This is a genomic window from Nocardia sp. NBC_00508, assembly GCF_036346875.1.
Lineage (GTDB): Bacteria > Actinomycetota > Actinomycetes > Mycobacteriales > Mycobacteriaceae > Nocardia.
This window is the reverse complement of sequence record NZ_CP107852.1, coordinates 6394922-6421039: the sequence shown is the minus strand read 5'-3', so window position 1 is coordinate 6421039 and position 26118 is coordinate 6394922. Positions and strand designations below refer to the sequence as shown.

The window sequence follows — 26118 nt, the reverse complement described above, 5'->3', positions numbered from 1 at the left end:
CCTGATCAGGCTCCAGCGCCCAGAAGAAGCCGAGCCCACGCAAGTCGCCGACGCTCGGATGCCGAGCAGCCAAGGCGCGCAACCCTTTTCCGAACACCTCCGCGCCCACCGAGCGCACATGGTCCAGGATCCCGTCGCGCTCGAACATTGCAATCGAGGCGACACCCGCGGCGCAGGCCAGCGGATGCCCCGAGTAGGTCAGACCACCCGGATACACCGGAAGGACGAGCCGGACGCCCCGGTGATCGGCACGGGGTGAAGCTCGGCCTGCACGCTCCAGGGATAGCAGACGTGATCGGCCATATCCCCGGTCATTCGACCACCTCGGTGGCGGTCGCGGTGGCGGCCAGGCGCGGCAGCACCGATTCGCCGTATGCCTGCAACGTCGCGGTCTTCGCATCGTGCTGGAGGTAGACCGCGAACTGATCGACGCCGAGCGCCGCCAGCTCATGCAGCCGGGCCAGCTGATCGTCGGGCGTGCCGAGCAGGCAGAAACGGTCCACGATGGCGTCCGGCACGAACTCGGCATGGACATTGCCCGCGCGACCGTGCTGGTTGTAGTCGTAGCCTCGCCTGCCTTCGATGTAGTCGGTGAGAGCGGCCGGGATATCGCTACCCGTGCCGTATCTCGACACGATCTCCGCGACGTGATTGCCGACCATCCCGCCGAACCACCGACATTGTTCCCGCGCGTGAGCCAGCGCCGCGTCCGATCCGTCTGTGACGTAGGCCGGTGCGGCGACACAGATGTGGACCGCGGCCGGGTCCCGGCCCACACGCTCGGCCGCCGCCCGTACCCGTGCGATGGTCCACGCCGTGATGTCCGGGTCCGCCAGTTGCAGGATGAATCCGTCGGCCACCTCGCCCGTGAGATCGAGGGCGCGCGGCCCGTAGCCCGCCACCCACACCTCGAGCCGGGAGTCGGCCGCCCACGGCAATCGGACGACCGTCCCGCCCACCCGCGCGCTTCGACCGTTGCCGAGTTCCCGGATCACCTCCACCGATTCCCGCAGCGTGGCCAGGGTCGCCGGTTTGCCGCCCAGGGTGCGCACGGCCGAGTCGCCGCGGCCGATACCGCATAGCGTGCGGTTGCCGAACAGGTCGTTGAGCGTGGCGAAGGTCGACGCGGTCACCGTCCAGTCCCGGGTGGCCGGATTGGTCACCATCGGACCGACCACGACCTTGCGTGTGGCGGCCAGGATCTGGCTGTGGATGACGTAGGGCTCCTGCCAGAGCAGATGCGAGTCGAAGGTCCAGATGTGCGAGAACCCGTATGTCTCGGCAAGTCTGGCGAGTTCGACCACTCGCGAGGCGGGAGGTGTGCATTGCAGCACCAGGCCGATGTCCATGCGGCACTCTCCGTTTCGAGGATCGGGATGCGTCGTCAGATAAGGTTTTGTGACAGTCCGCGTTTGACGAACCGGCCCTGCCCCGCGCTGCCGAGATACGCGTTGTCATCGACGATCACCCGGCCGCGCGACAGCACCGTGTCGACATGGCCATCGATCTCGAAGCCTTCGTAGGCCGAGTAGTCCATGTTCATGTGGTGGGTCTTGTTCAGGCCGATGCTGGTGTGGCCGTTGGGGTCGTATATCACGATGTCGGCGTCCGCACCCGGGCTGATCACGCCTTTGCGCGGGTACATGCCGAACATCCGGGCGGGCGTGGTGCAGCAGACCTCGACCCAGCGCTCCAGCGAGATCCGCCCACTCTGCACGCCCTGGAACATCAGGTCCATACGATGCTCGACACCGCCGATGCCGTTGGGAATCTTGCTGAAATCGCCGACACCCATGTCTTTCTGGTCTTTCATACAGAATGGGCAGTGGTCGGTGCTGACCGTGGTGACATCGCCGGTGCGCAGGTAGCGCCACAGCTCGTCCTGGTGGCCTTCGGCCCTGGACCGCAACGGTGTCGAGCACACCCACTTGGCGCCTTCGAAGCCCGGTGCGCCCAGCTGCTCTTCGAGCGAAAGGTACAGGTACTGCGGGCAGGTCTCGCCGAAGACATTCTGCCCGTTGCCGCGCGCGGCCGCGATCTGCGCCAGCGCCTGCTCGGCCGAGACGTGCACGACATACAGTGGTGCACCGGTCAGGTGGGCCAGCATGATCGCGCGGTGGGTGGCCTCCTCCTCCATTTGCCATGGCCTGCTCGTGCCGTGGAAGTAGGGTGCCGTGTCGCCACGCGCGATCGCCTGTTCGACCAGCACATCGATGGCGATGCCGTTCTCGGCGTGCATCATCAGCAGCGCGCCCAGCTCCGCTACGGACTGCATGGCCCGCAGGATCTGGCCGTCGGTGGAGTAGAAGACGCCCGGATAGGCCATGAAAAGCTTGAAGCTGGTGACCCCCTCGGCCACCAATTCGCTCATCCCCTTGAGGGATTCGTCGTTGACCTCGCCGATGATCTGGTGGAAGCCGTAGTCGACCGCGCACTGTCCGGCCGCCTTCTGGTGCCAGGCGCCGAGCGTGTCCTGCAGGCGCTCCCCCGGTTTCTGGACGACGAAGTCGACGATGGTGGTGGTGCCGCCCCAGGCGGCGGCACGGGTGCCGGTTTCGAAGGTGTCGGACGCCTCGGTGCCGCCGAAAGGCATCTGCATGTGGGTATGGCCGTCCACGCCACCTGGGATCACATACTTACCGGTCGCGTCGAGCACCACATCGGCGGATCCCGCGAGGTCCGCGCCGAGCGCGGTGGAGCCGGGGTGCAGCACGGCGACGATGGTCTCGCCGTCGACGAGCACGTCGAGCGGTTGCGATCCGGTGGCCGAAACCACCGTGCCGCCGTGAATGAAGGTGCGCGTCATCTCGATCTCCCCGGTCTCAGGGGGCCACCAGCGGCCCATAGGCGTCAGGGCGGCGGTCGCGGTAGAAGGCCCAGCGGTCGCGCACCACTTTGATCAGGTCCATATCCAAATCGCGGATCACCAGCTCGGGGTCTGTATCGGAGGCGACATCGCCCACGAATTTGCCTTCCGGGTCGACGAAGTAACTGGTGCCGTAGAAATCGTCGTCGCCGTACTCCTCGATGCCGACCCGGTTGATCGCCCCGATGAAGTACTCGTTGGCCACCGCGGAGGCGGGCTGTTCCAACTTCCACAGATAGCCGGACAGGCCGCGCGAGGTGGCCGAAGGGTTGAACACGATTTCGGCGCCCGCCAACCCCAGCGCGCGCCAGCCCTCCGGGAAGTGCCGGTCGTAGCAGATGTAGACGCCGACCTTGCCCACCGCGGTGTCGAACACCGGCCAGCCCAGGTTCCCCGGCCGGAAGTAGAACTTCTCCCAGAACCCGTGCACGTGCGGGATGTGGTGCTTGCGATACTTGCCGAGATAACTGCCGTCGGCGTCGATCACCGCCGCCGTGTTGTACAGCAGGCCCGGTTGTTCCTGCTCGTAGACCGGCAGGATCATCACCAGCCCCAATTCCCTTGCCAGCGCGGCGAACCGCTCCGTGGTGGGACCGGGCACGGATTCGGCATAATCGTAGAACGTCGTATCCTGCAGTTGGCAGAAGTACGGGCCGTAGAACAGCTCCTGGAAGCAGATCACCCCGGCCCCCTGCGCGGCCGCCTGCCGCGCGTAGTCCTCGTGCGCCTTGATCATGGACTCTTTGTCGCCCGTCCAGTTCGTCTGGACGAGCGCCGCTCGAACGATTCCCATGCTTTGTTATACTTCACCGAGAACCAATTGAGTTGTGTTATTGGATTGCGGAAACAATTTCGTAGCCGTAAATTTCGGAGTCGGTCGTAATTCCCTCGCCACGCCCGACGCAGAATGGCGCTGTGAATATCGAGCCCGCGTTCGCCCCTCCCCGAGCCGCCGACGGCGCGTCCTCTCCCGGGCAGACAGGGCGGTTCATCGCGGAGCTCGATGATCGGACCCCGGCGGGGAACGCCGCGGCGGTCGGCCGGTTGATTCATTCCGGCAGAGGACGACCACTATGCCGGAATCGCCTCCGCCGCACTGCGTTCGCTCGGTGCCCGGCGTCCGGGCCGCACCGTGCACGTCCGCTCGCACGCCAAATCCCACGGCGCCGACCCGCGCCCGGTCGTCGCGGGCGGCCTGCCGAGCTACTCGACCCGGTCATCGCGTGCCGCATGCTCGGCCCTGGCTGGTCCAGCAGGCCAGCTCGCTTCCGCCACCGCCGCAACATCCACCTACCGCCGCGTCCGCCGGGGCTGAGCGCGAGCGAAGACCGGGGTTGGCCGCATCGGATGATGGGTAATCGGGCCGTACAGCCGCGCCGGGCAGGGCGAAATGGAATGATTCGCGCTGCATCGTCCGGTGCGCAACCCGAATGAAGGAGATTTCCAGCGGTGAGCAAAGTGCAGGCGCGACAACTCGTCAACGCTCGGCGCGCGGGGCGCCGTCGCCTACCGTGGCGCTCGCTGCGGGTTATCGGCGTCTTGGCGGTGGGCGCGACGGTGGCGGTGTTCACGGCCGGCGGCGTCTCCGCGACCCCGGGACCCGCACGGGAGCAAGCGCCGGCCACCTGCGCCGCTCCGATCGCGGGTCAGCCCAACGGCAAGCAGTGGCCCGCCGAGCCCGGTCTGACCATCGATCCCAACGCCGGATACACGGCGACTCTGGCCACCACGTGCGGCACCGTGACCATCGCGCTGGAGGCGGCGCGCGCCCCGCGCACGGTCAACTCGTTCGCGTTCCTCGCTGGTGAGCAGTACTTCGACCACACGAAGTGCCACCGGATGACCACCGAGGGCATCTACGTCCTGCAGTGCGGTGACCCGACGGCGACGGGTACCGGCGGTCCCGGCTATCGCTTCCCCGACGAGAACCTGGCGGGCGCCACCTACCCGGCGGGCACGGTCGCCATGGCGAATGCGGGCCCCGGCACCAATGGCAGCCAGTTCTTCCTGGTCTACCGCGATAGCCAGCTGCCGCCGGACTACACCCCCTTCGGGCGGGTCACCGCGGGCATGGACGTGCTCACGTCCATCGCCGCCGCGGGCGTCGAGGGCGGCACGGGCGACGGCGCGCCCGCCGTCGACGTCGTGCTCGATTCCGTTGCGGCCGTGCGCAACTGACGTCGCGCCGAGACGGTGGCGGTGCCGATCCGGCACCGCCACCGCCGTGTTCGGCGAGGATCAGCTGTCGCGCTGCTCGAAATACACGACCTCCCAGAGATGGTCGTCCGGGTCCGCGAAGTATCCCGCGTAGATCCCCCACGGCCGCTGCCTCGGCGAATGCACGACGCTCCCGCCCGCCGAGCGGGCAAGCGCCAAAGCCTCGTCCACGTCCGAGCGGCTACCGGCGAACCATCCGAGGCTGATCGGCGATCCGCTGACCCGGGCGACCGGGATGCCCGCGTCCTTAGCCAGGTCGTCGCGCCCGTACAGGGACAGGATGAGCCCGTTGTCCAGCGTGAACATGGCGACCGAGCCGCCGGGATTCTCCTCGTCCCCGACGAATTCGGTGCCGATGATGCCAGGTGACGACATGCCGAGCTCCCGATAGAACCGCAGTGCGCGCTCCAGGTCGCGCACACCGAGCGTGATCACGTTGACGTGCGTCCGCACCGACTCCACCTCCGAATTGCCGACCGGCTATCTGTCGAGCCCAGTCAACTCGCCTGGCTGCGGGACGTCTTGAAACAATCGGACAGAGGGAGCGAACGAGATCCGGCGGAGGGGTGTGGTCAGGACACCCCGGCGCGGCGGCGCAGTACCGCTGCGAGGACCGGCTCGACGATTCGGCTGGCGATCGGGCCGAGGACCGCCATCAGCAGCACGTAGGTGGTGGCCAAGGCGGCGAACTCGCCGGGAACGGCACCAGAGGAGACGGCAAGGCCCGCGATGACGATCGAGAACTCACCGTGGGCGACCAAGGCGGTGCCCGCGCGCGCCCGACCGTAGCGGCCAGCACCGGCCCGCTTGGCCGCCCACCATCCGGTGGCGACCTTGCTCGCCGTCGTGACCAACGCCAGCAGGCACGCCCAGCCCAGTACCGGCGGGATAGTCGCCGGATCGGTACTCAGTCCGAACAACACGAAGAACAGCGCCGCGAACAGATCGCGCAGCGGTTCCAGAACCTTGGTGGCGTTGTGCGCGGTCGAATCCGAGATCGCGATGCCGAGCAGGAACGCGCCGACCGCCGCCGACACCTGCACCGCGGAAGCCGCTCCGGCCACCAGCAGCGCGGAACCCAGCAGCTTCAACAGGAAGATCTCCCGAACGTCGCTGTCGACGATCGCGGAGACATAGCGGCCGTAGCGCAGCGCGACGATCAGCACCACCGTGACGGCGATCAGCGCGATACTCAGCGTCTTCAGCCCGGCGAGGAAACCGACCCCGGCCAGCACCGCGGTGAGCACCGGCAGGTATCCGGCCATCACCAGGTCTTCGAACACCAGGATGGACAGCACCACCGGTGTCTCGCGGTTGCCGAGCCTGCCCAGATCGTTGAGCACTTTCGCGACGATGCCCGAGGACGAGATATAGGTGACGCCGGCCATCGCGATCGCGCCGGTGAAACCCCAACCGAGCGCGAGAGCAACCAGCACACCCGGCGTGGCGTTGAGCACGATATCCAGGACGCCCGCGGCCCACGATCGGCGCATGCCGGTGACCAATTCCGGCGCACTGTATTCCAGTCCGAGCAGCAGAAGCAGCAGGACGACGCCGATCTCGCTGGCGAGGTGGATGAAATCGTCGACCTGTCGCAGCTCGACCAAGCCGCCGGTGCCGAACACCAGCCCGCCGATCAGATACAACGGGATCGGCGACATGCCGATGCGTGCGGCGATCCGGCCGAGCAGGCCGAGGCCGAAGAACACCGCGCCCAGCTGGATCAGCGCGAGCGCAGTCTCGTGTGCCACCATCGCCGCTCAGCCGTCGGACAGGATCTTGGCGGCGGCCTCCAGGCCCTCCGCGGTGCCGACGACGACGAGCACGTCACCGGCGGTGAAGGTGAAGTCCGGGCCCGGCGACGGGATCGGCTGCCCGCCGCGTACCACGGCGACGATGGAGGCTTTTGTCCGCGTTCGCATCTGCGTCTCGCCCAGCCTGCGTCCGTCGTAGCGGGACCGGTCCGGAATGGACAGCTGGCGGGTGGTCAGGCCGGTGAACTGGCGGTGCTCCTCGCGCAACTGCTCGACCAGCTGCGGCGCACCGAGCAGGTTGGCCAGCACGGCAGCCTCTTTCGCCGACAGCGGTATCTGCTCGGTCTCGTCGGGGTTGTCGACCTTGCTCACGATCAGATCCATCGTGCCGTCACGATGATCGATCACCCCTATCCGGCGCCGTGCGTTGGCCAGCGGAAACTCCTTGCGCACACCGATACCCGGCAGGGGTGTCACCTCAACGTTCACGACCCCACCCTATCGGCCCCGGGCGAACGCCCAGACGACAGGTGACCGAATTGTCCGTATCAATCCCACCGTCTCCGTACGACACCCAATCCCCTGGTTGGACCCTGGTTCAACGCCCGTGGTAAGAGAAATGACGTGTCCCGTACATTCACTCGTCGCCGAGCCGTCAGCTCGGGCTGCGCCACGCCGGCCCTGTGACGGTCGCCCGTGTGGTGAACCGATTCCGACGACCGGGCGCGCTCGTCGGCGCGGCGGACGCACCACCGCGGGCGAACGACGGTAGCTACCGCCCCGATCTGGACGGACTGCGCGGAGTGGCGATCGCGCTGGTCGTGGCGTTCCACATCTGGTTCGGCCGGGTGTCGGGCGGGGTGGACGTCTTCCTCGTCCTGTCCGGGTTCTTCTGCACCGGCTCGCTGCTGCGCGCCGCGGAATCCACCGGCACGGTGCCGGTCCGGCACACCGCACGCCGACTTGCCCGCAGGTTGCTGCCCGCCCTGGTGACGGTGCTGGCCGCAGTGGTCGCGGCGACGGTTCTGCTGCGTCCGTTCACCCAGTGGGGCGAGATCGCCGCGCAGACACTGGCGTCGCTGCTGTCCTACCAGAACTGGTATCTGGCGCTGTCCTGGTCGGACTACCTGGCCGCCGATCCGTCCGTGAGCCCGCTGCAACATCTGTGGTCGATGTCGGTCCAGACGCAGTTCTACCTGGCCGTGACGCTCGGAGCGGCGCTCGCGGTGCGGCTGTGCACGCGCTTCGCCGGTCCTGCTGCACTGCGGCCTGCTCTGCTGGTCGTCCTGGCGACAGGCGCGGTGGCCTCCTTCGTCTACGCCGCGCACGGAACCGCGGTGCAGCAGGGCTGGAACTACTACGACAGCTTCGCGCGCGCCTGGGAACTACTTGCCGGGGCGCTGCTCGCGGTCGTAGCGCCCTGGCTGTCGCCGCCACGTCCGGTGCGCGTGGCCGCGGCCGTGCTCGGCGCGGTCGCGGTGCTCTGCGGCTGGCTGATCGACGGCGCCGACCGGTTTCCCGGCCCGGCGGCGCTGGTTCCGGTGAGCGCCGCGCTGGCGCTGATCGTCGCGGGCGGCAACCTGCCCGGCGACGCGCAGCCCCTGCCCAACCGTCTGCTCGGCGCGCCCGCTGCCGTGCGGCTGGGCGAACTGGCCTACCCGCTGTACCTCTGGCACTGGCCGATCCTTGTCTTCGTTCTAGCGCGGACCGGAACCGCGCACGCGGGAGTCGTCGGCGGTCTGGGCGTCATCGCGGCGTCGCTGGTCCTCGCCCACCTGACGAACCGGTTCGTCGAAGAGCCGCTGCGGATGCGGTCGGCCGACCGGGCACCCGCTCGCACCAGCCGCACCCTCCGGCTGGTCGCGGCGCTGGGCCTCGCGGTGCTCGCGCTATCGGTGGGCGAACAGGTGGCGACCCGGGTGAATCCGCCGCAGGCGGTAGCCCTCCTCGACCCGATGCGCTATCCCGGAGCGGAGGCGCTGGTCCATGGGACGAGCGCGCCCAAGGTGCGGATGCGTCCGACCGTGTACGAAGCGCCCGCGGACCTCGCCTACCCGGCGCGCGACGGCTGCATCGCGGACTGGGACACCCGCGACGTCCTCACCTGCACCTACGGAGATCCGGACGCGCACCGCACCGTTGCGGTGGTCGGAAGCTCCCACGCCGAACACTGGGTGCCCGCGCTGGACGTGCTGGCCCGCAGGCACGGCTTCCGCGTCGAGGTCTATCTGAAGATGGGTTGCCCGCTGACCGTGGCGGCGGAACCGAGGTACAAGGGCGAAGCGATCCCGGACTGCCGCGACTGGTCCGCCGAGGTGATCGACCGCTTGGGCGTGGTCCGGCCGGAGTGGGTGTTCACCACCGCGACCCGCCCGCGCGACGGTGTCGGCGACGAAACCCCGGCCGACTATCTGGAGGTGTGGTCGCAACTGGCCGAACGCGGGCTCAACGTACTCGCCATCCGCGACACTCCGTGGCTGCGCCGCGACGGCGTGCGGTATCGGGCGATCGATTGCCTCGCCCAGGAGGGCGACCGGATCAGTTGCGGCATGCCACGCACGGCCGCGCTGGACGAGGTCAATCCGGCTCTGGAGTTCGCCGCCCCGTTCCCCAACGTCTTCCCGTTGGACCTGTCGGATGCGGTCTGTGAACGCGAGGTGTGCGCGGTAGCCGAGGGCAACATCCTGATCTATCACGACGAGCACCACCTCACGGCCAGCTACTCGCGATCGCTCGCGCCGGAACTCGGCAGGCAATTGTCGCCGATCCTCGGTTGGTGGTGAGGCGGCCGGTCAGTTCAGCCGCAGCATCTCCGGCCAGGCCTGCGACCACGGTACGCGTGGTTGCGCGCAGCGCCAGAGGGTGACATCGCGGGTGACGCCGGGAAACCCGAGCCGGGCATCGACGCGTCCGATCGAGGTCACCTCGGCACAGTGCGCGCGCACATCCGCCTCGGCGTTGCCCACCCACAGGACCGTGGTGGCGTCGTCCGGCGGCGTGCCGAAATAGCCGAAACCCCGGTTCGGGCTGTAGATGGCGGGCAGACCGTAGGCCGTGCGGTAGACATCCAGAGCGCTGGCCTGCCAATACGAATCGGCGACCACGACGGCCGTCGCCCGCTCCTGCTCCGGCAGCGCCCGGTAGGCGGCCGCCGTCTCCGCGGCGAGTTCCGACCAGCCGAAACGGCCGTAGACCGCGATTTCCAGGCCGGCCTGAGCCTGGGTGTCGACCGGCGCGATCTCGGACTCCGGGCGCAAGGGCAGCATGAACACCGCCAGTACCGTGGACAGCGCAACCAGCGGCACGGTGATGATCCGGCGCGAACGTCCCCAGTTCTCCGTCCAGCGCACCGCGCCCACGGCGATCAGCGCGCCATAGCAGCCCGCCGCGTAGTACGGACGTCCGTTGGTCGCCACGAAGACCACGACCAGCACCAGCGGCAGCAGCCCGAGAAACCGGTAGGGCCGCCAGGATTCGGCTCGGAACAGCGTCCACACCCCATAGCAGAGCAACAGGGTTCCGAGTAAGCCGGCCGCGGCCAGCGCCAGCGGCAACCACAGGTAGCGGCCGCCGATGGTCGCCTGCTCCGCGGCCACCACTCCCCCGAGACGAAGCTGCGGCCACTCGTGCGCCGCCTGCCAGATCAGGCTGGGCGCCGTGGTGAGCGCGACGATCCCAGCGCCCCACCACAGGACCGGGCGGCGCAGCAGTTCCCGCGGTCCGTAGACCGCCACACCCACCGCGATCGCGATCCAGAAAAACGGAATCAGCCACTTGACCTGCATGTCCAGCGCGGTGACCAGCGCCGCCGCCAGCAGCAGGCCGTCGCGGCGGGTGCGGACCCAGCGGATCACCAGCCAGCTGATCACCACCCACAACGCGGTGTCGATCGTGTTGGTGGCCAGCTGGTCGCCCTGCACCAGCAGAAATGGCGAGGTGGCGTACGCGGCCGCGGCCAGCACCTGCGCGCCGCGGGTGCCGCCGAACTCCCGGGCGATCTGTGCGGTCACCACCACCGCGGCCACGGTGATCAGTACGGCCGGAAGCCGAAGCGCCACCAGCGAATCCGGTGCGAGCACGTCCATCACCCGGGCGATCGCCGGCAGCAGCGGCCCCTGGTCGGCATAGCTGAGTGCGAGCCTGCGCCCGGCGGAGATGAAATACAGCTCGTCGCCGAAGAATCCGTACCGCCCGATCGAGGCCAGCAGCGCCAGCGCCGCAAGCGCCGACACCGCGCCGACACCGCCGAACGCGAACGGCGGCAGCGGCTTCCCGGAATCCGTCCGGCTCCGTTCGGCCTGCAGTACCTCAGTCATCTTTGCCCGCCCTCCGCGTCGCCATGTCGAACAACTTGCACAGATGCGCCGAGTACGGGGCCATGGCGAAATCCGGTTCCCGGACCGCGCGTCCGGCAGCGCCATCGATGGCGTCGCGGATCGACTTGGCCATCAGCAGGGAATCGAACTCCCCGAACTCGCCCGCGCGCTGACCCTCGGTGAGGATGTCGACTAGCGGCACGATGATGTCGCGTTCCCCGTCGGCGGACGCGAACTTCGGATTGCCTTCCGGGTCACGCAGATTCGTCACGACCTCGACGAGTGCCGCCACATACGTGGTGTTCGCGTCGATGAAGCCCAGGTTCGATTCGAGGTAGGCCAGTAGCTGGGCGCGCGCGCCGACGGCCGCACCCACCCGCGGCGCTATGTACTCTGCCGCCGAGACGTACAGCTGGATCACCAGCTGCGTCATCAGGTCGTCTTTCCCCGCGAAGTGGTAGGAGATGACGCCCTTGGAAATTCCGGCGTGCTCGGCGATCCGCGCCAGCGCGGCGCTACCGTACCCGACCTCGGAGATCACCTCCACCGCCGCGGCGATGATCTGCCTGCGGCGCGCCTCTTCGATGAACGACCTGCGCTGACCATGCGTCTCATTTTCTGGCCGCATGGTCAGATTCTAGCACACACGGTCAGGAACCTGGGCCCGATACGCCCGAGGGCCGCGCCTCCAGCGGAGACGCGGCCCTCGGTTGTCCGGCGAACCTTACAGGTACTGACCCGTATTCGACTCCGTATCGATGGCGCGGCTGGCGCTCGCGTTCTTGCCGGTGACCAGCGTACGGATGTAGACGATCCGCTCACCCTTCTTGCCCGAGATACGTGCCCAGTCATCGGGATTCGTGGTGTTGGGCAGGTCCTCGTTCTCGGAGAACTCGTCCACGATCGAATCGTAGAGATGCTGGATGCGCAGACCCGGGTTGCCGGTGTCGAGCACCGCCTTGATGGCGTACTTCTTGGAGCGGTCCACGATGTTCTGGATCATGGCGCCGGAGTTGAAGTCCTTGAAGTACAGGACCTCCTTGTCACCGTTGGCGTAGGTGACCTCCAGGAAGCGGTTGTCCTCGCTCTCGGCGTACATCCGGTCGACGACCCGCTCGATCATCGCGGCGATGCACAGTGCCTTGTCGCCACCGAACTCCGCCAGATCGTCGTCGTGCAGCGGCAGGTGCTCGGTGAGGTACTTCGAGAAGATGTCCTGCGCCGACTCCGCGTCCGGACGCTCGATCTTGATCTTCACGTCCAGGCGGCCCGGCCGCAGGATGGCCGGATCGATCATGTCCTCGCGGTTGGAGGCGCCGATCACGATGACGTTCTCCAAGCCCTCGACGCCGTCGATCTCCGACAGCAGCTGAGGCACCACAGTGGTCTCCACGTCCGAGGAGACGCCCGACCCGCGGGTGCGGAAGATCGAGTCCATCTCGTCGAAGAACACGATGACCGGAGTGCCCTCGGACGCCTTCTCGCGGGCCCGCTGGAAGATGATCCGGATGTGCCGCTCGGTCTCGCCGACGAACTTGTTCAGCAGTTCGGGGCCCTTGATGTTCAGGAAGAACGACTTGGCTTCCTTGGCATCCTCACCGCGCGCCTCGGCGATCTTCTTGGCCAGCGAGTTCGCCACCGCCTTGGCGATGAGCGTCTTGCCGCAGCCGGGCGGACCGTAGAGCAGCACCCCCTTCGGCGGACGCAGCGCGTACTCCCGGAACAGATCCTTGTGCAGGAACGGCAGCTCCACCGCGTCGCGGATCTGCTCGATCTGCCTGCCAAGACCACCGATGTCGCTGTAGTCGACGTCCGGAACCTCTTCCAGCACGAGATCCTCGACCTCGGCCTTGGGGATGCGCTCGAACGCGAACCCGGCCTTGCTGTCGACCAGGAGCGAGTCGCCGGGGCGCAGCTTACGGATGGGGGAATCGGGATCTTCCAGGTCGTCGAGTTCGGCAATGTTGGCCAGCGGACCCGCCAGCCACACCACGCGCTCCTCGTCGGCATGGCCGACGACCAGAGCGCGACGTCCGTCGTCCAGGATCTCCCGTAGGGTGCCGATCTCGCCGACCGAGTCGTAGCGCCCGGCCTCGACGACTGTGAGCGCCTCGTTGAGGCGGACGGTCTGGCCGTACTCGAGCGTCGCGGTCTCGATATTCGGCGAACACGTCAACCGCATCTTGCGACCCGAAGTGAACACGTCGACCGTCTGATCGTCGTACACACGGATCAGAATGCCGTATCCGCTCGGTGGCTGACCCAGCCGATCGACCTCCTCACGCAGCGCGACCAACTGCTGGCGCGCTTCTTTGAGTGTGTCCATCAGCTTCGTGTTGCGAATGGTCAGCGAATCGATGCGGGCTTCCAATTCCCGTGTGCGATCCGGCGAATCGGCGAGTTGCCTTCGGAGTGCAGCCGCCTCGGCGCGTACTGCCTCGAGCTCTCTCCAGGCCGCCGAATCCGAATTCTCGATGGGGCTCATGTGCTGCTCCTCCCAGTCCCGGTCTATCAACGCTACCGGGCGCGACCCGTTCTCGCTTTCCGACATGGTTTCTTCGTGATCACATCTGGGCCGCGATCGGCCGCCGGACCACCATGTTAGCCTGCCCTAACCAGACAGCGGCGAGCCTGCTCGCCGACCGAGCCGAAAGGTTGCTGACCATGCTCCTTCCCGCCAGAACTCTGCGCGTTTCCCTTGCCACCGCCGCGGCGGCGCTGGCTATTTCCTGCGGTCTGGCGGCGTGTGGCTCCGACGACGACTCCGCCGCCACGACCACCACCGTGGCGGCCACCGCGACGTCGAGTACCCACAGCCACGGCGACCATGCGGCGGGCGCGCCCACGGCCGAGACACTGCACGCTGTGCTGGTCAAGCTCGCCGACCCCACCGTGGCCACCGCCGAGAAAGCGAAGCTGATCGTCAACGGCGAGCAGCGCACCGCGAACATCGACAAGATGAACGCGGGCCTGCAGGGCTACGCGCTCACCTTCACGGTCGCCGACATCACCACCCAGGGCAACACCGCGAACGCGCAGGTGACCATCGGCTCTCCCCACGGCGCCGCGCCCGCCGTGCCGCTGACCTGGGAAGACGTCGACGGCACCTGGAAACTGTCGGACGCGAGCGGCTGCCTGCTGCTCGGCTTCGCGCAGGCGCCCTGCGTCCCGGCCTGAGCCGAGCGCACCCATCAGCGGGCGACGCGCGGTCGCCCGCCCCACCGCGTTCATCCCTTCGACGGCCTGCGCTGCGGCTTGGGGGTGACGGTGCCCTCGGCCAGCCTGCGGGCGCTGACGAGGAAGGCGGTGTGGCCCTGCATACGATGTTCCGGACGCACGGCGAGGCCCACCACATGCCACGGCCGGACGAGCGACTCCCAGGAGCGGGGCTCGGTCCAGCACTCCTGCTCGCGCAGCGCCTCCACCACCTTCGACAGCTGGGTGACGGTGGCGACGTAGACGATCAGCACGCCGCCCGGCACGAGCGCCTTGGACACCGCGGGCAGCGCGTCCCAGGGCGCGAGCATGTCCAGCACCGCCCGGTCGACCGGCTCGCCGGTGTAATCGGCCACGTCGCCCACGGTCAGCGACCAGTTAGCCGGATGTTCGCCGAAGAACGTCTCCACATTGCGCACGGCGTGTTCGGCGTGGTCGGCGCGAATCTCGTAGGAGATCACCTGCCCCTGCGGCCCGACCGCGCGCAGCAGCGAGCAGGTGAGCGCGCCCGAACCCGCCCCGGCCTCCAGCACGCGCGCGCCGGGGAACATGTCGCCTTCGTGCACGATCTGCGCGGCGTCCTTCGGGTAGATCACCGCGGCGCCGCGCGGCATGGACAGCACGTAATCGATCAGTAGCGGGCGCAATGCCAGGTACGGCGTGCCGTTGGTGGAGTGCACCACACTGCCCTCGTCGGCGCCGATCAGACTGTCGTGCTTGATGCCGCCGCGATGGGTGTGGAACTCCTTGCCCGGCTCCAAGACCACCGTGTACAGGCGCCCTTTGGCATCGGTCAGCTGCACCCGGTCACCGACGATGAATGGCCCGGTCCGTCTGGCCGTCATGAATCTCCGTTCCGCTGGTTCGAATCCGTGCTGTCGCGCACCGGCGTGTCGGTGCCGCGGGATAGCCTGCCAGGTATGTGCCCGCCCGTGTCCACGCCCCCTGCCGACGACGCGCAGGCGTCCGAGCCCGACACGACGGCAAGCCGCGCGCGGCCCGCGCTGTCGCCTTCCCGGGCAATGGATTTCAAGCAGTGCCCGCTGAAGTACCGGTTCCGCGCGATCGATCGGATCCCGGAGCCACCGTCGCGGCAGGCGGTGCGCGGCACGGTGGTGCACGCGGTGCTGGAGGATCTCTACGGGCTGCCAGCCCTGGAGCGTCTGCCCGAACGCGCCGAGGCGCTGGTGCCCTCGGCATGGGCGCGGGTGCGCGCCGAGCAGCCGGATGTCGACGAGCTGATCACCGGCGAGGAGCTCGACGCGTTCCTCGGCGAGGTGCGGGCGCTGGTGGGGCGCTATTACCGGCTGGAGGATCCGACCCGGTTCGATCCGGAATCACGCGAGGCGCGCGTGGAGGTGGAGCTCGACGACGGCGCGCTGCTGCGCGGCTTCGTCGACCGGATCGACGTCGCCCCCAGCGGTGCGCTGCGCGTCGTGGACTACAAGACCGGCCGCGCGCCGGGACCCCTGCAGGAGACCAAGGCGCTGTTCCAGCTGAAGTTCTACGCGCTGGTGATGCTGCGCACCCGCGGCCTGGTGCCCGCCCAGCTGCGGCTGATCTACCTGGCCGACGAACAGATCCTCACCTACACCCCCGACGAGCAGGAGTTGCTTCGCTTCGAGCGCACCCTGTCGGCCCTGTGGGCGGCGATCCTGGAGGCGGGTCGCACCGGCGATTTCCAGCCGAACACCAGCTGGTTGTGTTCCTACTGCGACTACAAGCCGCTGTGCCCGGAATTCGGCGGCACGCCCCCGCCCTATCCAGGCTGGCCGGTCGGCGGGGCGGCCGAGTCACCAGACGAGACGCTGGCCGAGGCGGTGTCCGACTGAGTGCTGGCTGTCGCCAACACGCCGCCTCGTTCAGGCGTTAGCGGTCGGTCGCCTTCTGCGCGGTTGTTTAACGCATTCGACTATTGCGTTCCGCGGCAAGGGTCCAGTGCGGCTCTGATCCGTTCGCGCGCTCGGTAGCCGTAAAGAGCCTGGCGGTGCAGCGCGACCCATGCCTTCTCGTAGTAGGACAGCTCTGTTGGCCCGGTAACGCTCAACTCGGCGCTGACCGTCTCCACCATCGCCAATCGTCGATCGAACATCGCGAAGCTAGTTGTGGTGTATATGAATTCGAACTCACGAGGAACGACCCCCAGGATCAGCCGTGGCAGGGTCATCACCTCGAGCAGGTGCTCCAATTGCCCGATCATCACCTGGTCGTCGCCGACGCTCGTATAGAGAGCCTGTTCGGCGAGCAGGATGATGGTGCGCCGTTTGCCGGAGTGCAGCACATTCTGCCGCCGCAGCCGGGCAGCGACAGCGTCATCGAGGTCGTCGCGGGTACCCAGGAAACTGATACAGGTGGACAGCACCGCCCGCGCATAATCCTCGGTTTGCAGCAGACCCGGCACGATGAGTTGCGACCAGTTCCGGATGGTGTGGGTCGCCGCCTCGAGCTCGATGCTGCGGCGCTGACGCTGGGCGTGGCCGGAGGCAGCGACCCGTTTCCATTCGGCCCACATGGATTCCAGGTTGGTGAGGGTGGCGAGCAGGTCGGGCAGCGCGAGCGCGCAGTCGGTGATCTCGCACCATGTAGCGAGGTCACTAGCGGTGGGTGTTTGCTGGCCACGTTCGATCTTCGAGACCTTGGACGGCACCCAGCCCGCCTGCCTGGCCAGATCGACACCGGACAGGCATGCGGCCTTCCGGAACTCACGCAGCCGGTTTCCCAGCACCACCCGCGCCTGCTCGACACCCGTCATCTATCGCGTACCTGGCTCATAGGTGTTGTGCGGGACCGCCTTCGGCCACAACGTGTCACGGACCGAAATGGCGCGAGCGACCTCGACGGGGTCACGAGTTAGCGCGAATCCGCTGAAATCGCCTTGACCATCGAACAGCGTCCATGCCAGCGCTTCATCGTCCAGTAGCCACCATTCGTCTACGGTAACCTCAGACGGGTCGACGTTATGCCGTGGCAACCACCGGATGTCCTCTCCGTGCGCCTGGTTTCGGTCGGTAACTGCGTGAAGGAACCGAATGTACTCGGTTAGCGGTTCGGTAACGACTCGGACCCTCTGCAACGCAACACCCCTGGTGGTGGCTTCGTCGGTGAGGTCCTCCCACCGCTTCCAGTCGGGCGGGTAATTGTCCGGGTCCAGCGGTGCCAACCCGGCCCGCCATCGGCGCATCGGTTCGTCCTCGTTGGACACTGTGTGGTCGTCCTGCACCTCCAGATGAAAGGCGCGTCGCTGCGCCATGCTGAGCAGTTTGCCGCCGGTGCCAGCGGGCATGTACAACATGGTCACCATCTCCTCGGTGCCGCGGCGGCAGGCACTTCAACGCAGATCTCGTGTGGGGGAGTCTGTATCTGCGCCAAGGCTTCCACATCGGTTACGGGCCGCCCGGTGAGGGTGAACGTCCCTAGCCCGGAGTCGGTCAGCGTGGCGCCGAGGTGTGTATCGGGTTCCAGCCAGGTGAGCAGCATGTGCGGGATCTCCACCTGGTCGAAGTGGCCGGGAACTTTCAGACCTTGGACGAAATAGATCCCACGGTCGTCATCGATCCACAGTCTCGGTGATCCTTCGTTGCCAGTGGGACCGCCAAGTAAACGCAGCTTCATGCCAACACTCATTTCTTGAGTGTTCACGGATGATATCAATCCTCGCAGCTCAATCGCATGAATGGCGTGCTTTCGAGAAATATTGAGAAATATTGTTGAGTAGTGACCTGCGTCATACGTAGCTTCGGATTCGGCCCCGGGCGCTAGGACGACGGATACGCAGGCTCCTCCGCTTGACGAGTTCACCTCCCCTGGCGCCGGGTGCCCCAGTCGAGCGAGCAGGAGAAGGGGTCTGACGATGGGTTGCCACGACGATGATTTCGGCGACGACTTCGCGGCGCTGCTGCACCACGTACGAGCCAAGGACGAGCTGGTTACCGAATCGGACAAGCGCCTAACGCAACACGCCCCCGCAGTCCGGCTGTCGGAGGTCAGGCAGTGGGCGACAAGCGACGAAACACCATATGGGCCGCTATCGCGTGTTCGGTGCCCCGATACCCAGCATTGCTTGCGGCTGGCCCCTTTCGAAGACGGCCGGATCGGGCCGCATGATCGCAACATCCCGGGCCCCTGCGAGTGGGTCGATGCCGAGGTACTGGACGACCGCCAGGCTATCCCGCGCGATTTCTTGATCACCGTCGGCAGCACCACCGGCTTCGACCGGAAGCGGCTTCCGCGTGAGAGGCGGCGACTGGAATGACGGAGACCACAACGCATCTCGCGGACGATGCCACTATGGTTCTGGCGGACACGCCGGTGTCGCGGTGCTGGTTCTACCAGCGGGTGTGCGGGCTGCCGGCACGGATAGACCCGCAGATGGGCCGAATCTTCGTGCTGTCCGGAAGCATTGGCGCGATCACCATGCCCGCGCAACTCGGTGCGCTGGTGAAGAACCATCTGAACCAGGGTGCACCCGTTGGGCCGGTCGTGTCGCATCCGCGGTCGAAGCGGTGGACGTTTTTGATCAGGCCGGAGGTCCGCGACGAGATGCCGCTGTTCTCAGAGCTGTTCCGGCTCAACGCTTCCCTGTCTCCGATCGGAGCACAGATCGCGCTGCCCTCCCCCGCCGATGAGGTTGGGGCTGTCGGGTTTCGGATATGGGCGCAGGCCCCGCGTGATTCCTACCGGCCGTCAGGGCTGGCGGTGATAGACGCTATCCGCGCCTGTGTGTGTCCGCGACCAGAGCGGCGGAGGTAGCCCATATGACCAGTCGGCGCATGACGGAGCTGAATGGCGAGACCGTGGTGTGGCGGGTGGATGCCGGCGTGATCCGAGTGCTGCTGGTGCAGCGCGCGGACGGTTCGAGCATCCGATTCCGTAACCCGCCATCACTGGCTGAGTGCGTCGACCTCATGTCCCGCTCGCTGCGGGAGCAAGTCCGCTACCAGCACGAACGGTCCAGAAAGTATTAGAAGTCGAGGGACCGGCCCTCAACGAACCGGACACCGCCGGAACCGGAGGAATTCCATGACCATCGCCACCGCGATCCGCACCACCGTGCTCGCCAGCGCGCTGGTGCTCGGCACGGCCACCGCCGCCCACGCCGAACCTATCCCCGCCGCCAACGACAACGTGGTGTGCTTCATCAGCGCTATCCCGCCCTACAAGACCGGCGCGGGAAGCATCGCCTCGATCAATTTCGGGTTCAAGGTGCACTGCACCGGCAGGCCCTCCTTGCGGAGCGTCAACACGAAGCTGTACCGATACGACCCGGCAGACGGTAAGCACTACGTGCACTCCGAACGCAACGACGACACGACCGACCCCGATGTCGAAACGCTCTACAGCGCGTCGTGCTCGGCGGCGGGAATCCTCTACCAGTTCCACACCAAGGCGACCATGGTGGCGTTCCATGGCAACTGGGGCCGAGAGTACGACGACAGCATTACCATCGGGGCTCTGTGCTGACCTGAACGGAAAGGGCACGCCAATGGACGCACTGGACCATCCAGCGGTCACCGTAGCTATTGATGCCCTGTCGGGCGCTGACCGGGACCTCACCCCGGTCAGCGTCATCGTCCGGGACGAGATCGTCGCGGTGCTCATCGATGGTGAACGAGGGCGGTACGTCAGCTTCGTTCGGCTCGATCATGGGCGTTGGATCGCGCCGAGCATGATCACCGGTTCGCCCCGACCCGACGGCCCCCGTGCGGACCGCACTCCGAACCACCAACCGCTGCATCGAAAGTCGGCCAAGCTGTTCACCCTCCCCAATCCTGACGGCACACCTCAAGACGAAAGCTGGTTCGCCGTCACCGGCCTCGCCGCTCTGGATGCCGTTCAGGTGTCGGTGACCTCTGAATTGGACGAGCAGACCGCACCCATCAGCACTGAGGGGCTGGCCTTCGCAGTCGTCCGGGCACGGACAAGCGAAGACCCGCGAATCTACGTGCACACCCGCGACGGGCGGCGGGTCGCAGCCGGGCCACTCGTGGCCTGATCAGGAACCCAACCGAAGGCTTTGGAAGGGCTTTCGTCTGGGTACTGGTTGCAGCACTCGGTCACTATCACACCGATTGTGCTCAGCGTGAGTCGATCACGCGGACGAACCGGCGTTCAGAATGCGCGGCAGGAGCGGATGTCGGTGGCCAGGATGGCTTTCGCACCCAGGTCGGCCAGCTTGTCCATCAGTTCGTTGCTCTGTTTGCGGGGAACGAGCGCGCGGACGGTGTCGGCCAACAGAGCCACGGTCGGCGACTGGGCGACCATCGCTCGCGAACGCTCCGCCACCCAGCCCGGGTACGGATTCTTCCCGCACCGTGCCCGGCTACGCGGGGGCGAGCGCTCAGACGGTGAAGTCGCGGAAAAGCAGGACCGAAAGTCCAAGACCGACAGCCAGGTTCACGACCGCGGCCGAACCGAACACCACGATCGGCCGCCAGCCCGCCTCCCGCAAACCGCGCAGCGAGAACTCCAGACCGATCGAGACGAACGCCAGGATCAGGAACCAGGTCCGCAGATCGTTGACGATCGCGATATGCGCCGCGCCCGACTTCTTGTCCACGGCTTGCAGATACAGCGTGCCGATGATCGAGGCGGCGACGAAGCCGAGCACGAACTTCGGGAACCGCTCCCAGAACTGGCGCACCGACGGCCGCACCGCGCCGGGTGATCGCTCCACACGCAGCGTGAAGTACGCGGTCAGCGCGATCGCGACCACCCCGATCAGCGCGTTCTGCGTGGTCTTGACGATGGTGGCGATCTGCAGGGCCTTCTCCCCCGCGATGGCGCCGGAGGCCGCCACCGCCGCCGTGGTGTCTATATTGCCGCCGATCCACGCGCCCGCCACCGCGTCCGACAGGCCGAACACCTCCGCCAGCCAGGGCAGCAGGAAGATCGACGGGAGCGCGAAGATGATCACCAGCGAGGCGGCGTAGGCGATCTGCTCGCGGCGCGCCTGCACCGCACCCGCGGCGGCGATGGCCGCGCTGACGCCGCAGATCGACACCGCCGAGGACAGCAGCGCGCGAAGCTTGTCGTCCAGTCCGAGCTGTCCGCCCAGCCACCAGGTGAAGGCGAACACCGCCGTGATCAGCAACAGCGCCTGCAGGATCGACGGACCCGCGGCGGTGACCAGGATCTTCAGATTGATCGACGCGCCGAGCAGCACCACGCCGGTCTTGATGAAGAACTCGGTCCGGAAGCCCGCCGAAAGCCGGTCGCGCAGTGCGAGCTTGGTGAGCAGAACGTTGCCGATCAGTCCGATCGCGATGGCGTACACCGGGTATTCGATCGACTTGGCCACCCGCTCGAGCGGGGTGTCCGCCGCCCACTGCGGGACGTGGGTGTCGAAATAGCGGGTGAGCGCACCGAGCGCGAACACGACCGCGACGCCCACCGCGATGGCCCCCGTGGTCGGCCGCGACACCGCCTGTACCGCCTCGGTTTCCGACGACGGCGCCTCCGAACACGATGGAGCGCCGGATTCGTTGTCCGCCAACGCTTTCGGTTTGCTCGCTGCTCCGGCACCGGTCTCGGCCATCACGGCACCAGCCGATCCGGAATCACGCCGAGCAGGACCAGTGCGATCAGAACCAGGCCGACGATCGCGGCCAGCCAGTCCTCGTTCCAAGTGAATGTGCTGCCCGAGCGTTCCTCGGGTGATGGCTGTGACACGGGGCGCTCCTTGCGTTCCTCATCGAGAGGCCGCACGGTAACAACACCCGGTCACAGCGCACACCGATTGCGCTCAGCGTGAATCAATCACGCGAACCGGACCCTTCCGGCGTTCAGAATGCGCGGCAGGAGCGGATGTCGGTGGCCAGGATGGCTTTCGCACCCAGGTCGGCCAGCTTGTCCATCAGCTCGTTGCTCTGTTTGCGGGGTACGAGCGCGCGGACGGCGACCCAGCCGGGGTCGGCCAACGGAGCCACGGTCGGCGACTCCAGCCCCGGGGTGATGACGAACGCCTCGTCGAGCAGGCCCTTGGGGCAGTCGTAGTCCAGCATCACGTACTGCTGGGCGAAGACAACGCCCTGGACGCGGGCGACGAGCTGATTGCGCGCCCGGTCACCCTGGTCGGCGTCCTTGCGTTCGACGAGCACGCCCTCGGAGTCGCACAGCGAGTCCCCGAAAGCGACCAGGTCGTGCTGGCGCAGGGTGCGTCCGGAGCCGACGACGTCGGCGATGGCGTCGGCGACGCCGAGCTGGATGGAGATCTCCACCGCACCGTCCAAGCGGATCACCTCCGCCTCGATGCCGCGGCGGCGCAGATCGCTCAGCACCAGGTTCGGGTAGGAGGTCGCGATGCGCTTGTCGTAGAGGTCTTCCACCTTCCACTCCCGACCGGCGGGGGCGGCGTAGCGGAAGGTGGAGCGCCCGAAACCGAGGGCGAGCCGCTCCTGCACGGGTGCGCCGGAATCCAGCGCGAGGTCGCGCCCGGTGATGCCGAGATCGAGTTCGCCGGAGCCGACGTAGATCGCGATGTCCTTGGGCCGCAGAAAGAAGAACTCGACCTGGTTGGCGGGATCGAGGACGGTCAGGTCACGCGAGTCGGTGCGCTTACGGTAGCCCGCCTCGACGAGGATCGAGACGGCGGATTCGGACAGGGCGCCTTTGTTGGGGACTGCGACGCGCAGCATGGGGAGTCCTTTCGGGAGGAGAAACCGGGTAGGAGACGGCCGTCACAGATGTCGGTACACGTCTTCGAGCTTCAGCCCACGACCCACCATCAGCACCTGTACCCAGTACAGCAGCTGGGAGATCTCCTCGGCGAGTGACTCGTCGCTCTCGTGTTCGGCGGCCAGCCACACCTCACCGGCCTCCTCGAGCACCTTCTTACCCTGGGTGTGCACGCCTGCGTCCAGCGCCGCAACGGTTCCGGACCCCTCGGGGCGGTTGACCGCACGATCCTGCAGCTCGGCGAACAGGGATTCGAAGTTCTTCACGATGAGCCATTGTTTCAGACCCGGATGCGGGCCTGTTGCTCCGGCCCACGATGGCCCCGAACAGCGACCGCCCGGCTCCCCGAACCCGATCAGGATGCGCGAGAGCCGGGCGGAACGCGGCTAGTTTCCGGCGAGAAGCGCCGTCAGATCGGCGACCGCTGTGCGCAGGTGGTCGGCGAAGGCGTACATCTGGTCGGCGACGGGTGTCGGTGTGGCGAGGTAGATATTCCAGCGGTCCGGGAGCAGGACGTAGGCGACGCCGATGCACCGGGAGCTGGTGGAGCCGAAACCGAAGTAGCGGATGTTCACCGACGGCGCCGAGCTGGTGCTCAGGTAGTCGTCGCGCATGATCGTCCAGCCGGGGCTGTCGTAGAGCGGAATCGGGTCGGTGACGCCCAGCTCCGCACCGCGGCGACGCTGGATCCATTGCAGCTCCCACAGGTGCTGCTCGGGCGCGTCCCCCGCCTGGCACTGCTTGGCCCGCTCCACGTGCGCGGTAGCCGCCGCACGCGCCGCGGCGAGCTTCGCCGCGGCGTCGGCGCCCGGGTCCCGCATCGTGTCCACGAAGGCGACCATCTCCGGGGTGACCACCCGCATCGCCTCGGTGCGGCCGTTGCGGTACTGCCTGGTCGCGATGGACTCGTAAGTCGCGCCGGTGAGTCCCTTGCTGCGCCGATGGGCGAGCTGGTAGCTCAGCTGCGCGAACGCGTCCGGCGAGATGCCCAGCTGCTTGGCGCGGGCGGTGCCGAAATCCGGGAAGGACACCGTCTGCGTGGCGTTCTCGGCGGCATAGTGGGTGAAGTCGGCGCCCGCCGCGGCGATATCGCCGCGCAACGCCGCGTCGAGGACGAACTCGATCGGTTCGACCGGGGGCAGCCCTTGCGCCTGCGCGCCGGAGCGGGCGGCGTGTTCCTGCACCGGGGTTTCCAGCAGGGCGTCCACGAACGAGAGAATCGTGGTGCCGTCCAGCCCGCAGTGCTCGACGTTGATGCCCGCCTGGCCGTCGCCGAAGACGATGAACGACACCGACTTGTCGAACCACCGGTTCGCGCTGTCGCCGTGCAACAGCTGATCGCAGGCGTGCAGTTCGTCTCGGGGAACGAAGTCCTCGAGGCAAATGGCGAACAGCGCGGTTTCGATGCTGTCCAGCGCCGCGACGTTGGCGGGCTCGGCCAGCAGCCGCTGCCTGCTCGCCGCCCAGTCCGCGCGGGCCTTGGTCGTCAGGTGTCCCACGGCACTGTCGGTGCGGGCCGGGCGCGCGCCCGCCTTCAACACCGCGCGCAGACCGTCGGCGAGATCCTCGGGCGCGTACGGCGTACCGTCCGGACCGATCACGTCCATCCGGAACGTGCTGCCACGGAAGAACACCACGATGTGCCTGGCCTCCGAGTGGCCCGGCCATTCGTCGCTGTAGGGGACCCGCACCGCGTCCTGCTCGGGACCGGGAATCCTGGTCTCGGAGAACAGGTACTTGTTCTGCCACATCGACAGCTGCTGCCCGCGCTGGGTCACCGGCGCGATGGCCTCCTGGTCGAGGGCCAGCTTGTAGTCGACCGCGGCGGAGATGATGCCTGCGGCACGATCCACCTGAGTCGCGGCGGTGGAGGTGGCCAGCGGCGTTTCCTCCCGGAACAGGAAGAAGAAGTTCGCGTTCAGCGCGATCCGGTCCCGGCGGCCCAGATACCGCGACGGCCAGAACAGATCCAGCCAGCTGCCCACACCCGGCGTCGCGTCGTACTCGGCGAGCGCCGCCTGCAGGGTGCGGCCCGGCCCGTCGACGCGCAGCAGGTCGTCGACCGCGGCGCGGGTGGCGGCGAGCTCGTCGGCGGTCAGCAGCGGCTCGCACCACTGCAGGAACCGGCCGCAGCTGTCCTCCAGGGTCGGCAGGGGCACCCTGGGTAGCTGATCGTCGGCGGCGAACGTGCGTTCGGTCAATGCGGATCCTCGGTGTCGGCGTGGTGTTTCGGCAGCGGCCTGGACACGTACAGGGTGGCATACAGCCATCCCCGGTCTTCCCGGCCGGTGGTGTCGATCCCATTGGCGGACAGGGTGTTCAGCACTTGCGCCCGCTCGGCCTCGGAGGCGAACCTGCGCTGCTCGTACAACCCCGGCGCCTGCTCGGTCCGGTAGCCGAGCGCGGCGAGTTCCGCCGCGATCGGAGCGAAGTCGAACATGCGCAATACAAAGTGTGCCATCCACGGCCGCCTGCGCGGGTGCGCCGTGGCCACGCGCGTCAAGGTCTTCTCGGTGACGTAGCCGACGCAGCCGGTGGAGACGACCAGGTCGGCGGTGGCCAGCAGCGCGCGCTGCTCGTCGGACGGCTCGCCGGACTCCAGGTCGGCGTGCACCACGTCGTGCACGAGCCCGGCCTCGTGCGCGTACTCGAGAGCCGGGCGGGCGGCGTCCATGCCGAGGAAGCGGACGTCGTCCGGTGCGGCGCCCGTTGCCACGCGCGCCTGGTCGCGCCGGATGAGACCAGCGCGGTCGGAGTCGGGGTCGGCATCGGCGTAGTGCTCGGTCAGGTCGCGCATCGTCGTGTCGAAGCGCAGCAGCGCGGCGTTCACGCCATAGGAGCAGCCGATATCCAGCACGGTCGGTGCGGTGACCCGAGCGGAGGCGCGGTACTCCCGGATCTGCTGCTCGAAGAACGGTTTCGCCAGTTCCGGAATGCGATAGTCCAGATCGGACATGCGCGCGTAGTACGCGCGCGGATCGGGGCGGTCGTAGATGTCGTCGAAAGACGCTTTCCCGGTGGTGTGTAACGGCACTGGCACTGTCGGTCCTCTCGGGTCGAGCTCGGTCAGTCGAGC

28 protein-coding genes and 2 pseudogenes are annotated in these 26118 nt (G+C 67.4%); 9 read left to right on the top strand and 21 right to left on the bottom strand.

From position 1 onward, the window contains the following. Nucleotides 1–10 precede the first annotated feature (10 nt). The 4 genes and pseudogenes from OHA40_RS28945 to OHA40_RS28930 all read right to left on the bottom strand — a co-directional run. A pseudogene (locus OHA40_RS28945) lies at nucleotides 11–214 on the bottom strand (aminotransferase class III-fold pyridoxal phosphate-dependent enzyme); the annotation flags it as partial. 97 nt (nucleotides 215–311) lie between these two features. After that, nucleotides 312–1349 (bottom strand): TIGR03842 family LLM class F420-dependent oxidoreductase, encoded by a 1038-nt coding sequence (locus OHA40_RS28940; protein WP_330230004.1) that lies wholly within the window; start codon nucleotides 1347–1349, stop codon nucleotides 312–314. Nucleotides 1350–1384: 35 nt separating this feature from the next. Next, entirely contained in the window at nucleotides 1385–2806 is a 1422-nt protein-coding gene (gene hydA / locus OHA40_RS28935) for a dihydropyrimidinase (protein WP_330230003.1), read from the bottom strand. A gap of 16 nt (nucleotides 2807–2822) precedes the next feature. Beyond that, on the bottom strand, nucleotides 2823–3659 hold the full coding sequence (locus OHA40_RS28930; RefSeq protein WP_330230002.1) for a nitrilase-related carbon-nitrogen hydrolase: 837 nt from the start codon (nucleotides 3657–3659) through the stop codon (nucleotides 2823–2825). Nucleotides 3660–4315: 656 nt separating this feature from the next. Between OHA40_RS28930 and OHA40_RS28925 the strand changes: the two genes are divergently transcribed. Further along, nucleotides 4316–5044: a peptidylprolyl isomerase gene (locus OHA40_RS28925; protein WP_330230001.1), complete on the top strand. Its 729-nt coding sequence runs from the start codon at nucleotides 4316–4318 to the stop codon at nucleotides 5042–5044. A 60-nt stretch (nucleotides 5045–5104) separates the two neighbouring features. Here the strand turns inward: OHA40_RS28925 and OHA40_RS28920 are convergent, their stop codons facing one another. The 3 genes from OHA40_RS28920 to OHA40_RS28910 all read right to left on the bottom strand — a co-directional run bounded on the left by OHA40_RS28920 (nucleotide 5105) and on the right by OHA40_RS28910 (nucleotide 7326). Continuing rightward, a complete protein-coding gene (locus OHA40_RS28920) occupies nucleotides 5105–5536 on the bottom strand; it encodes a VOC family protein (RefSeq protein ID WP_330230000.1) in 432 nt (143 codons plus the stop codon). Nucleotides 5537–5655: 119 nt separating this feature from the next. Continuing rightward, nucleotides 5656–6837 (bottom strand): cation:proton antiporter, encoded by a 1182-nt coding sequence (locus OHA40_RS28915; RefSeq protein ID WP_330229999.1) that lies wholly within the window; start codon nucleotides 6835–6837, stop codon nucleotides 5656–5658. 6 nt (nucleotides 6838–6843) lie between these two features. Then, on the bottom strand, nucleotides 6844–7326 hold the full coding sequence (locus tag OHA40_RS28910; RefSeq protein ID WP_330229998.1) for a cation:proton antiporter regulatory subunit: 483 nt from the start codon (nucleotides 7324–7326) through the stop codon (nucleotides 6844–6846). Between the two features lie 209 nt (nucleotides 7327–7535). Here OHA40_RS28910 and OHA40_RS28905 point away from each other — a divergent pair, with 209 nt between their 5' ends. Beyond that, entirely contained in the window at nucleotides 7536–9620 is a 2085-nt protein-coding gene (locus OHA40_RS28905; protein WP_330229997.1) for an acyltransferase family protein, read from the top strand. A 9-nt stretch (nucleotides 9621–9629) separates the two neighbouring features. Here the strand turns inward: OHA40_RS28905 and OHA40_RS28900 are convergent, their stop codons facing one another. From OHA40_RS28900 to arc, 3 genes are all read right to left on the bottom strand, one after another. Continuing rightward, nucleotides 9630–11153 (bottom strand): ArnT family glycosyltransferase, encoded by a 1524-nt coding sequence (locus OHA40_RS28900; protein ID WP_330229996.1) that lies wholly within the window; start codon nucleotides 11151–11153, stop codon nucleotides 9630–9632. After that, nucleotides 11146–11781, bottom strand: a complete 636-nt coding sequence (locus OHA40_RS28895; RefSeq protein ID WP_330229995.1) for a TetR/AcrR family transcriptional regulator — start codon at nucleotides 11779–11781, stop codon at nucleotides 11146–11148. Before OHA40_RS28895 ends, OHA40_RS28900 begins: the two co-directional genes overlap by 8 nt. A gap of 96 nt (nucleotides 11782–11877) precedes the next feature. After that, nucleotides 11878–13638 (bottom strand): proteasome ATPase, encoded by a 1761-nt coding sequence (gene arc / locus OHA40_RS28890; RefSeq protein WP_330229994.1) that lies wholly within the window; start codon nucleotides 13636–13638, stop codon nucleotides 11878–11880. 179 nt (nucleotides 13639–13817) lie between these two features. Here arc and OHA40_RS28885 point away from each other — a divergent pair, with 179 nt between their 5' ends. Further along, nucleotides 13818–14330 carry a hypothetical protein gene (locus OHA40_RS28885; protein WP_330229993.1) on the top strand — a complete coding sequence of 171 codons (513 nt, stop codon included), beginning with the start codon at nucleotides 13818–13820 and terminating at the stop codon, nucleotides 14328–14330. Nucleotides 14331–14380: 50 nt separating this feature from the next. Here OHA40_RS28885 and OHA40_RS28880 read toward each other — a convergent pair whose 3' ends face one another. Next, complete coding sequence (locus tag OHA40_RS28880) at nucleotides 14381–15214, bottom strand: tRNA (adenine-N1)-methyltransferase (protein ID WP_330229992.1); 834 nt, start codon at nucleotides 15212–15214, stop codon at nucleotides 14381–14383. A 75-nt stretch (nucleotides 15215–15289) separates the two neighbouring features. On the opposite strand from OHA40_RS28880, the gene OHA40_RS28875 reads away from it, so the two are divergent. Continuing rightward, nucleotides 15290–16201 carry a RecB family exonuclease gene (locus OHA40_RS28875; RefSeq protein WP_330229991.1) on the top strand — a complete coding sequence of 304 codons (912 nt, stop codon included), beginning with the start codon at nucleotides 15290–15292 and terminating at the stop codon, nucleotides 16199–16201. An 80-nt stretch (nucleotides 16202–16281) separates the two neighbouring features. Here OHA40_RS28875 and OHA40_RS28870 read toward each other — a convergent pair whose 3' ends face one another. From OHA40_RS28870 to OHA40_RS28860, 3 genes are read right to left on the bottom strand one after another with little or no spacing between them, the layout of a single operon-like run. Beyond that, nucleotides 16282–17121 carry a helix-turn-helix domain-containing protein gene (locus tag OHA40_RS28870; protein ID WP_330229990.1) on the bottom strand — a complete coding sequence of 280 codons (840 nt, stop codon included), beginning with the start codon at nucleotides 17119–17121 and terminating at the stop codon, nucleotides 16282–16284. Continuing rightward, entirely contained in the window at nucleotides 17122–17652 is a 531-nt protein-coding gene (locus OHA40_RS28865) for a DUF6879 family protein (protein WP_330229989.1), read from the bottom strand. A gap of 11 nt (nucleotides 17653–17663) precedes the next feature. Next, entirely contained in the window at nucleotides 17664–17993 is a 330-nt protein-coding gene (locus tag OHA40_RS28860; protein ID WP_330229988.1) for a hypothetical protein, read from the bottom strand. Between the two features lie 226 nt (nucleotides 17994–18219). Between OHA40_RS28860 and OHA40_RS28855 the strand changes: the two genes are divergently transcribed. Genes OHA40_RS28855 through OHA40_RS28835 form a run of 5 tightly spaced genes read left to right on the top strand, consistent with a single transcriptional unit; the run spans nucleotide 18220 to nucleotide 20361 of the window. Further along, nucleotides 18220–18621 carry a hypothetical protein gene (locus tag OHA40_RS28855; RefSeq protein ID WP_330229987.1) on the top strand — a complete coding sequence of 134 codons (402 nt, stop codon included), beginning with the start codon at nucleotides 18220–18222 and terminating at the stop codon, nucleotides 18619–18621. Next, nucleotides 18618–19118: a DNA-directed RNA polymerase subunit beta gene (locus tag OHA40_RS28850; protein ID WP_330229986.1), complete on the top strand. Its 501-nt coding sequence runs from the start codon at nucleotides 18618–18620 to the stop codon at nucleotides 19116–19118. Before OHA40_RS28855 ends, OHA40_RS28850 begins: the two co-directional genes overlap by 4 nt. Before the next feature lie 5 nt (nucleotides 19119–19123). Next, nucleotides 19124–19333, top strand: coding sequence for a hypothetical protein (locus tag OHA40_RS28845; protein WP_330229985.1), 210 nt, complete (start codon nucleotides 19124–19126; stop codon nucleotides 19331–19333). 55 nt (nucleotides 19334–19388) lie between these two features. After that, nucleotides 19389–19829, top strand: coding sequence for a hypothetical protein (locus OHA40_RS28840; RefSeq protein WP_330229984.1), 441 nt, complete (start codon nucleotides 19389–19391; stop codon nucleotides 19827–19829). Between the two features lie 22 nt (nucleotides 19830–19851). Next, a complete protein-coding gene (locus OHA40_RS28835; RefSeq protein WP_330229983.1) occupies nucleotides 19852–20361 on the top strand; it encodes a hypothetical protein in 510 nt (169 codons plus the stop codon). 116 nt (nucleotides 20362–20477) lie between these two features. On the opposite strand, the pseudogene OHA40_RS28830 reads toward OHA40_RS28835, so the two are convergent. The 7 genes and pseudogenes from OHA40_RS28830 to OHA40_RS28800 form a co-directional block, all read right to left on the bottom strand. Further along, nucleotides 20478–20621 (bottom strand): annotated as a pseudogene (locus OHA40_RS28830) (ATP phosphoribosyltransferase); the annotation flags it as partial. An 85-nt stretch (nucleotides 20622–20706) separates the two neighbouring features. Next, nucleotides 20707–21903 (bottom strand): YeiH family protein, encoded by a 1197-nt coding sequence (locus OHA40_RS28825; protein ID WP_330229982.1) that lies wholly within the window; start codon nucleotides 21901–21903, stop codon nucleotides 20707–20709. Next, nucleotides 21903–22037, bottom strand: a complete 135-nt coding sequence (locus OHA40_RS28820; protein ID WP_330229981.1) for a hypothetical protein — start codon at nucleotides 22035–22037, stop codon at nucleotides 21903–21905. The genes OHA40_RS28825 and OHA40_RS28820 overlap by 1 nt, the downstream gene beginning before the upstream one ends. A 113-nt stretch (nucleotides 22038–22150) precedes the next feature. Then, nucleotides 22151–23002 carry an ATP phosphoribosyltransferase gene (gene hisG, locus OHA40_RS28815; RefSeq protein WP_330229980.1) on the bottom strand — a complete coding sequence of 284 codons (852 nt, stop codon included), beginning with the start codon at nucleotides 23000–23002 and terminating at the stop codon, nucleotides 22151–22153. 42 nt (nucleotides 23003–23044) lie between these two features. Continuing rightward, nucleotides 23045–23308: a phosphoribosyl-ATP diphosphatase gene (locus OHA40_RS28810; protein ID WP_039798430.1), complete on the bottom strand. Its 264-nt coding sequence runs from the start codon at nucleotides 23306–23308 to the stop codon at nucleotides 23045–23047. Between the two features lie 120 nt (nucleotides 23309–23428). Further along, nucleotides 23429–25243 (bottom strand): choline/carnitine O-acyltransferase, encoded by a 1815-nt coding sequence (locus OHA40_RS28805; RefSeq protein ID WP_330229979.1) that lies wholly within the window; start codon nucleotides 25241–25243, stop codon nucleotides 23429–23431. Beyond that, nucleotides 25240–26082 (bottom strand): class I SAM-dependent methyltransferase, encoded by an 843-nt coding sequence (locus OHA40_RS28800; protein ID WP_330229978.1) that lies wholly within the window; start codon nucleotides 26080–26082, stop codon nucleotides 25240–25242. Before OHA40_RS28800 ends, OHA40_RS28805 begins: the two co-directional genes overlap by 4 nt. Between the last annotated feature and the right edge of the window lie 36 nt (nucleotides 26083–26118).

Excerpts from the sequence above, each read along its gene's own strand:
- OHA40_RS28835 (WP_330229983.1), top strand. The coding sequence starts at position 19,852 with ATGGACGCACTGGACCATCCAGCGGTCACCGTAGCTATTGATGCCCTG.
- arc (WP_330229994.1), bottom strand. The coding sequence starts at position 13,638 with ATGAGCCCCATCGAGAATTCGGATTCGGCGGCCTGGAGAGAGCTCGAG.
- OHA40_RS28850 (WP_330229986.1), top strand. The coding sequence starts at position 18,618 with ATGACGGAGACCACAACGCATCTCGCGGACGATGCCACTATGGTTCTG.
- OHA40_RS28860 (WP_330229988.1), bottom strand. The coding sequence starts at position 17,993 with ATGAGTGTTGGCATGAAGCTGCGTTTACTTGGCGGTCCCACTGGCAAC.
- OHA40_RS28885 (WP_330229993.1), top strand. The coding sequence starts at position 13,818 with ATGCTCCTTCCCGCCAGAACTCTGCGCGTTTCCCTTGCCACCGCCGCG.
- OHA40_RS28825 (WP_330229982.1), bottom strand. The coding sequence starts at position 21,903 with ATGGCCGAGACCGGTGCCGGAGCAGCGAGCAAACCGAAAGCGTTGGCG.
- OHA40_RS28895 (WP_330229995.1), bottom strand. The coding sequence starts at position 11,781 with ATGCGGCCAGAAAATGAGACGCATGGTCAGCGCAGGTCGTTCATCGAA.
- OHA40_RS28870 (WP_330229990.1), bottom strand. The coding sequence starts at position 17,121 with ATGACGGGTGTCGAGCAGGCGCGGGTGGTGCTGGGAAACCGGCTGCGT.
- OHA40_RS28865 (WP_330229989.1), bottom strand. The coding sequence starts at position 17,652 with ATGCCCGCTGGCACCGGCGGCAAACTGCTCAGCATGGCGCAGCGACGC.
- OHA40_RS28840 (WP_330229984.1), top strand. The coding sequence starts at position 19,389 with ATGACCATCGCCACCGCGATCCGCACCACCGTGCTCGCCAGCGCGCTG.
- hydA (WP_330230003.1), bottom strand. The coding sequence starts at position 2,806 with ATGACGCGCACCTTCATTCACGGCGGCACGGTGGTTTCGGCCACCGGA.
- OHA40_RS28845 (WP_330229985.1), top strand. The coding sequence starts at position 19,124 with ATGACCAGTCGGCGCATGACGGAGCTGAATGGCGAGACCGTGGTGTGG.
- OHA40_RS28855 (WP_330229987.1), top strand. The coding sequence starts at position 18,220 with ATGGGTTGCCACGACGATGATTTCGGCGACGACTTCGCGGCGCTGCTG.
- OHA40_RS28875 (WP_330229991.1), top strand. The coding sequence starts at position 15,290 with ATGTGCCCGCCCGTGTCCACGCCCCCTGCCGACGACGCGCAGGCGTCC.
- OHA40_RS28940 (WP_330230004.1), bottom strand. The coding sequence starts at position 1,349 with ATGGACATCGGCCTGGTGCTGCAATGCACACCTCCCGCCTCGCGAGTG.
- hisG (WP_330229980.1), bottom strand. The coding sequence starts at position 23,002 with ATGCTGCGCGTCGCAGTCCCCAACAAAGGCGCCCTGTCCGAATCCGCC.
- OHA40_RS28880 (WP_330229992.1), bottom strand. The coding sequence starts at position 15,214 with ATGACGGCCAGACGGACCGGGCCATTCATCGTCGGTGACCGGGTGCAG.
- OHA40_RS28930 (WP_330230002.1), bottom strand. The coding sequence starts at position 3,659 with ATGGGAATCGTTCGAGCGGCGCTCGTCCAGACGAACTGGACGGGCGAC.
- OHA40_RS28915 (WP_330229999.1), bottom strand. The coding sequence starts at position 6,837 with ATGGTGGCACACGAGACTGCGCTCGCGCTGATCCAGCTGGGCGCGGTG.
- OHA40_RS28900 (WP_330229996.1), bottom strand. The coding sequence starts at position 11,153 with ATGACTGAGGTACTGCAGGCCGAACGGAGCCGGACGGATTCCGGGAAG.